This window comes from Streptomyces boncukensis (assembly GCF_011045075.1).
GTDB lineage: Bacteria > Actinomycetota > Actinomycetes > Streptomycetales > Streptomycetaceae > Streptomyces > Streptomyces boncukensis.
This window is the reverse complement of the sequence record NZ_JAAKZZ010000495.1, coordinates 1-5,342: the sequence shown is the minus strand read 5'-3', so window position 1 is coordinate 5,342 and position 5,342 is coordinate 1. Positions and strand designations below refer to the sequence as shown.

6 protein-coding genes and 1 pseudogene are annotated in these 5,342 nt (G+C 71.3%); 2 read left to right on the top strand and 5 right to left on the bottom strand.

The window, feature by feature from the left end; all coding sequences use genetic code 11:
* Positions 1 to 132 (top strand): annotated as a pseudogene (locus tag G5C65_RS30465) (IS481 family transposase); the annotation flags it as partial.
* A gap of 243 nt (positions 133 to 375) precedes the next feature.
* Here the strand turns inward: G5C65_RS30465 and G5C65_RS30460 are convergent.
* Entirely contained in the window at positions 376 to 1,014 is a 639-nt protein-coding gene (locus G5C65_RS30460; RefSeq protein ID WP_338146742.1) for an N-acetylmuramoyl-L-alanine amidase, read from the bottom strand.
* A 61-nt stretch (positions 1,015 to 1,075) separates the two neighbouring features.
* Here G5C65_RS30460 and mnmA point away from each other — a divergent pair, with 61 nt between their 5' ends.
* Positions 1,076 to 2,242, top strand: a complete 1,167-nt coding sequence (mnmA, locus tag G5C65_RS30455; RefSeq protein ID WP_241266174.1) for a tRNA 2-thiouridine(34) synthase MnmA — start codon at positions 1,076 to 1,078, stop codon at positions 2,240 to 2,242.
* 1 nt (position 2,243) lies between these two features.
* Here mnmA and G5C65_RS30450 read toward each other — a convergent pair whose 3' ends face one another.
* The 4 genes from G5C65_RS30450 to G5C65_RS30430 form a co-directional block, all read right to left on the bottom strand.
* Positions 2,244 to 2,894, bottom strand: coding sequence for a Uma2 family endonuclease (locus tag G5C65_RS30450; RefSeq protein ID WP_165302280.1), 651 nt, complete (start codon positions 2,892 to 2,894; stop codon positions 2,244 to 2,246).
* A 104-nt stretch (positions 2,895 to 2,998) separates the two neighbouring features.
* Positions 2,999 to 3,187, bottom strand: a complete 189-nt coding sequence (locus G5C65_RS30445; protein WP_206442443.1) for a DUF397 domain-containing protein — start codon at positions 3,185 to 3,187, stop codon at positions 2,999 to 3,001.
* Between the two features lie 20 nt (positions 3,188 to 3,207).
* On the bottom strand, positions 3,208 to 4,059 hold the full coding sequence (locus tag G5C65_RS30440; RefSeq protein WP_165302278.1) for a Scr1 family TA system antitoxin-like transcriptional regulator: 852 nt from the start codon (positions 4,057 to 4,059) through the stop codon (positions 3,208 to 3,210).
* 880 nt (positions 4,060 to 4,939) lie between these two features.
* Positions 4,940 to 5,342, bottom strand: a 403-nt coding sequence (locus tag G5C65_RS30430; protein WP_206442442.1) for a hypothetical protein, incomplete at its 5' end; no start/stop codon positions are given.

The window sequence follows — 5,342 nt, the reverse complement described above, 5'->3', positions numbered from 1 at the left end:
CGCTCAGAGCAGGAACGACGCGACGCGTTCCCCCGCTGGCTGCACTCCTACAATCACCACCGCGGACACACCGCGCTCGCAGGCAAACCACCCGCCAGCCGCGTCCCCAACCTCACAGGGCAATACAACTAGGCGTCTCGGGCGGATCATGGTTGCCCCCGCCGTGGCTGCCGGTTCGGAGCTGCCCCGGTCCGCGCCCTGCGGACTGCGGCGCCTCTGTGGTTGCGCGCGCAGTTCCCCGCGCCCCTTGCGGGGCACACGGACGCGCCCCGTCAGGGGCGCGGGGAACTGCGCGACCAGCCCATGACCACCCGCAGCCTGCGACGCAACAGCAAGGGGCAGCCCCTGCCCAGCACCAGCCCGCGTCCCGCGACGCTACGCGCGACCACCGCGCCGGCTCTCCCGCCGGACGAGGCGGAGATAGCGGTCCCAGTCCCAGTGCCGGCCGGGATCCGTGTGGTCGGCGTCCGGCACCTCGGAGTGCCCCACGATGTGCTCCCGGTCCACGGGGATGTCGTACCGGCCGCATATCCCGGCGACCAGCCGCGCGGACGCGGCGTACATGGCGGGGGTGAAGTCCCCGGGCCGGTCCACGAACCCCTCGTGCTCGACGCCGACGCTGCGCTCGTTCCACCCGCGGTTGCCCGCGTGGTACGCCACGTCCAGTTCGCGGATCATCTGCGCGACATGGCCGTCCTTGCCGACGACGTAGTGCGCGGCGGCGCCGTGCCCCGGGTCCTGGAAGACCTTCAGCGCCGAGCTGAAGCTGCCCTGCGTCACATGGATCACCACGCGGTCGATGCGGTAGTCGGCGGGCCGGTCGGCCCGCCGCCAGTTCGCGGAGGAGGCCGCGACCCAGCGGGCCCGTTCGTCGTCGACCTCGCCCTCCTTCCGGGGCTTGTGGTTTCCCGGCAGGCGCCACCACAGGCGCGACGCGTCGTCGCGCCCCGCGGCGCCCAGCACGCTGATGCCGACGGCCACGCCGCCCCCGATGAGCAGCTTCCGCCTGGTGATCTCCACGGGCTTCCTAACGCGTTCGGCCCACTCCTGTGTTCCGTCTACCCTGGAGGATGCTATGACTGAGTCCGCAGGCACCACCACCGCCCCCGCGTCCGCCGGGCGCCCGCTCCGCGTCCTGGCCGCCATGTCCGGCGGCGTCGACTCGGCCGTGGCCGCGGCGCGCGCGGCCGAGGCCGGGCACGAGGTGACGGGCGTCCACCTGGCCCTGTCGGAGAACCCGAAGTCGTTCCGTACGGGCGCGCGCGGCTGCTGCACCGTGGAGGACTCGCACGACGCCCGCCGCGCCGCCGACGTCATCGGGATCCCGTTCTACGTGTGGGACCTGGCCGAACGCTTCCGCGAGGACGTGGTGGAGGACTTCGTCGCGGAGTACGAGGCGGGCCGCACCCCCAACCCCTGCCTGCGCTGCAACGAGAAGATCAAGTTCGCGGCCCTGCTGGACAAGGCGCTGGCCCTGGGGTTCGACGCGGTGTGCACGGGCCACTACGCGACGGTGGTGGAGCGCCCGGACGGCGGCCGCGAGCTGCACCGCGCGAGCGACGCGGCGAAGGACCAGAGCTATGTGCTCGGCGTGCTGGACGAGCGGCAGCTGGCCCACGCGTTGTTCCCGCTGGGCGACACGCTCACCACCAAGGACGAGATCCGCGAGGAGGCGGCGCGGCGCGGCCTCTCGGTGGCGAAGAAGCCGGACAGCCACGACATCTGCTTCATCGCCGACGGCGACACGCGGGGCTTCCTGGCGGACCGCCTGGGGACGCGGGAGGGCGCGATCGTCGACGAGTCCGGCGCGGAGCTGGGCACTCACGAGGGCGCGTACGGCTTCACCATCGGGCAGCGCAAGGGCCTCCGCCTGGGCCACCCGGCCCCCGACGGCAAGCCGCGGTACGTCCTGGACATCTCCCCGGTGCAGAACACCGTCACGGTCGGCCCGGCGGCAGCGCTGGACGTGGCGTCGCTGACGGCGGTACGCGCCCGCTGGTGCGGCGCGCCCCCTGCGGCAGGCGTATCGCGCCCGTACACGGCCCAACTGCGCGCCCACGGCACGGAGACGGAGGTCAGCGCGGAACTGGCCGGCGACGAGCTCCGCGTCCGCTTTACCGCAGGACCGGAGCGCGGAGTGGCCCCGGGCCAGGCGATCGTGCTGTACGAGGGCACCCGGGTGGTCGGCAGCGCGACGATCGCGACGACGGAGCGCGCGCAGCGGGCGGCGACGGCGGGCTGACTCAGCCTTCGCGCTGCGGGCCGGTGATGTCCTCGTTGATGGCGAATCCCTTCGCGGGCCCCTCGGGGATGGTCACCTCGGTGCCGTAGGGCACCCGGTGGACGTCGCTGTAGTCCGCTTTCTCGGGGAGGGGGCCGCTGAGCACGGTGACGGAGCCGCCGCCGTCGTGATCGTCGATGATCACGTACACGGGGATCCCGGCGCGTGCGTACTCCCGGCGCCTGCGCTCGCGGTCGCGCTGCTGTGCGCGGCGCCCGGGGGAGACGACTTCGGCGACGAGGGCGACGGCGGACGCCTGGATGCCGAGACCGTCCTCGTCCTCGTGCGGCTCCAGGTCTTCAGGGGCGATGATGAGGTCCGGGATCCAGACCTTGCGGCCATGCACCATGTTGGTGTCCTGGAACGACGCGTGTGTGCCTGCCCCCAGGAAGCGGACTAGTGCGTTCCGCAGGCGGTTAATGGCCTGGGCATGGGTTCGGCGACCGGTCGGTGACACCTCGATGGCTCCCTCGATGATCTCTGCGCGGTAGCCCTCGGGGAGCTCCATGGCCTGCCACGCCTGCCACAGCACCTGGTCGAGGTCGGGGAGAGCTGGAGCCTCGGCGTCGTCATCGCAGTCGGGCGGCGGCATCTCGTGGGCGAGAGCGGTCATCGGGTAACACCTCCTCCTTCAGTGTGGGCATGAAAACTGCGTGCCACAAGCGACGCCCTCACGGTAGGCAGCCGGACCAGCGGCGGGGTGCGAAGAGGAAGTGATCACCTGATCTGATGAAGAGCGCCCGCCTTCGCGCTGCGCAGCAGCGCGTCAAGGGCTCCACGGGTCGGGGTGAGCACGTGTGCGGGATCCGCGCTCTCGCGTAGCGCGAGCCGTCCGGGGGATATGCGGGCGACCTCGACGCAGTTGTTTCCGCCGTCCTCGGAGAACGACGACTTGACCCACTGCATCTCGTACACGTGCGTTCCTCTCACAGCTCACGCGCGATGACACGCATGAAGTCGCGGGACTTGCTCTCCGGCAACGCTACTCGTTCGATCGCGTCGAATCGGCTGCGAAAGTTGGCCAGTTGCGCCGGGGAGTCGAAGAACACAGCGCCGGTCGGGGAGTCCAGATGAACGGTGTCGAGATGGGGCGAGACGGCGCATGCGTAGAGGATCGACTCCCCGATCATGGGGAAGCCTCCGGCGGAGAACGGGATCACGAGCAGGGTCACGTTGTCCCGTTCGCTCGCCTCGGTGAGGTACTTGAGCTGAGCGGCGGCCACCTCGCGGCCACCGGGCTGCATCCGCAGGGCCGCCTCGTGGATCACGCCCCTGTAGGGCTTCGCCGACGCACCGGTCACCGCGGCCTGGCGGGCCATGCGATGCGCGACCCGCAGTTCCACTTCCAGGCGCGGCAGCCGGGGCATTACCAGCTCGAAGAGCACCCGGGCGTGGTCCTCGGTCTGGAACAGCCCCGGCAGATGCGCTGTCTGCACCGTGCGCAGCCTGACGGCGTCGTGCTCGATCTCCGCGACATCCAGGAAGCCGGGCGGGATCTTGCTCCGGTACTCCTCCCACCAGCCGCCTTTCCGACCGCCCGTCATCGCGGCCAGAGCATCTACGAGTTCGTCGTCGTCGCACTCGTAGATGCTGGCCAGACGCCGCAGCCGCTCCTCGCTGATGCCGAAGCGGCCTCCCTCGACGTTGGCGATGACGGTCCGGTCCGTGCCCAGTTCGTCCGCCGCTTTCGCGGCGGTCAGTCCTGCGGCCTCGCGTAGCCTGCGCAGCTCGGTGCCGAACCGGCGCTGTCGGATGGTCGGTGCGTGCCGTGGAGCCATGTGCGTCCCCTTCGTCCGCGCACAGTGTGCTGCCCTGTCCGAGTGTCGGTCCACCACCCAAGTCGAGTTAACTCGTTCTAGTGAATACGTAGCACTGTTATGTATTAAGCCTGCTAGCTTGTGAGGTCCAAACAGGCTCGCCGGTATCCGGGAGGCACGCGTATGGACACGCACCCCGAGCCCATCCCCTTCGACTCGCAGTGGGCGTACGAACTCACCTTCCCCTGCGACCCGCGCGGCCCCGGCATCGCCAGGACGACGGTGCGGGTCGTCCTCGCGGCGCACGGACTCTCCGCACTCTCCGCGAGCGCGGAGCTCCTCGCCTCCGAGCTGGTCACCAACGCCGTACGGCACACCAAGGGGCCGGCCGGAATCCGGCTGCACTGGCTCTTCCCGGTGCTGCGCGGCAGCGTGTGGGACCCGGCGCCGGACCTGCCCCCCGGCAACGCTGTGCGGCTCCGTCCCGGCGCCGCCCGCGCAGTCCGACGAGGGCCGGGGCCTCTTCCTCCTGGACGCGGTCGCCGACCGCTGGGGCGGCTGCTCCCTCGCGGACGGCGCCCTCGGCCCCGGCGGCAAGTCACTCTGGTTCGAGCTGCGCCTGCCGCCGGTCCTCGCGGCGTGACTGCGGCGGGACCGTCCAGTACACCCAGAGCCAGCCGGGCGTCGTTGAGCAGCAGCCCCAGCACCCGCAGCAGCGTGGTCTTCCCCGAGCCGTTCCGCCCCGCGAGCACCGTCCAGCCCGCGTGGGTGCCGTCGGGCCGGGTGAACGTGAGGTCGACGGCGCGGTCTCCGTGGAAGCCGCGCAGGCCGTCGATCTGGGAGCAGGGTATGCACTGCGCCCGCAGTCTGTCGGACGAGCGGTACCGGATCCGCGTGACGGTCAGGACCGCAGCACGCGCCTGCCCAGCTCCTGCGCCGCGTACGCTGCCAGCAGCGTCGCGCCGCTGATCACCAGCATGAAGAAGGCGGCGGCCACCGGCCAGGGGGAGGCGTCCGCCGAGGCGTGCGTCATGAAGGACGCGTACATCAGCAGCACCGGCGGCGCGGCGACCACCGGGACCGCCCACACCAGCCGGTCCCGCAGTCCGAAGTACGCGGCCAGCGCCACCAGGACGACCGCCAGGACCAGCACGCCGCCGAGCGAGACGGGCGTGGTCTCGTCAATCGCCCCGGGGCTCTCGGGGCGGTTGCGGAGGTCCCACGGTATGCACAGCAGGTACCGCTCGTCCGACAGACTGCGGGCGCAGTGCATACCCTGCTCCCAGATCGACGGCCTGCGCGGC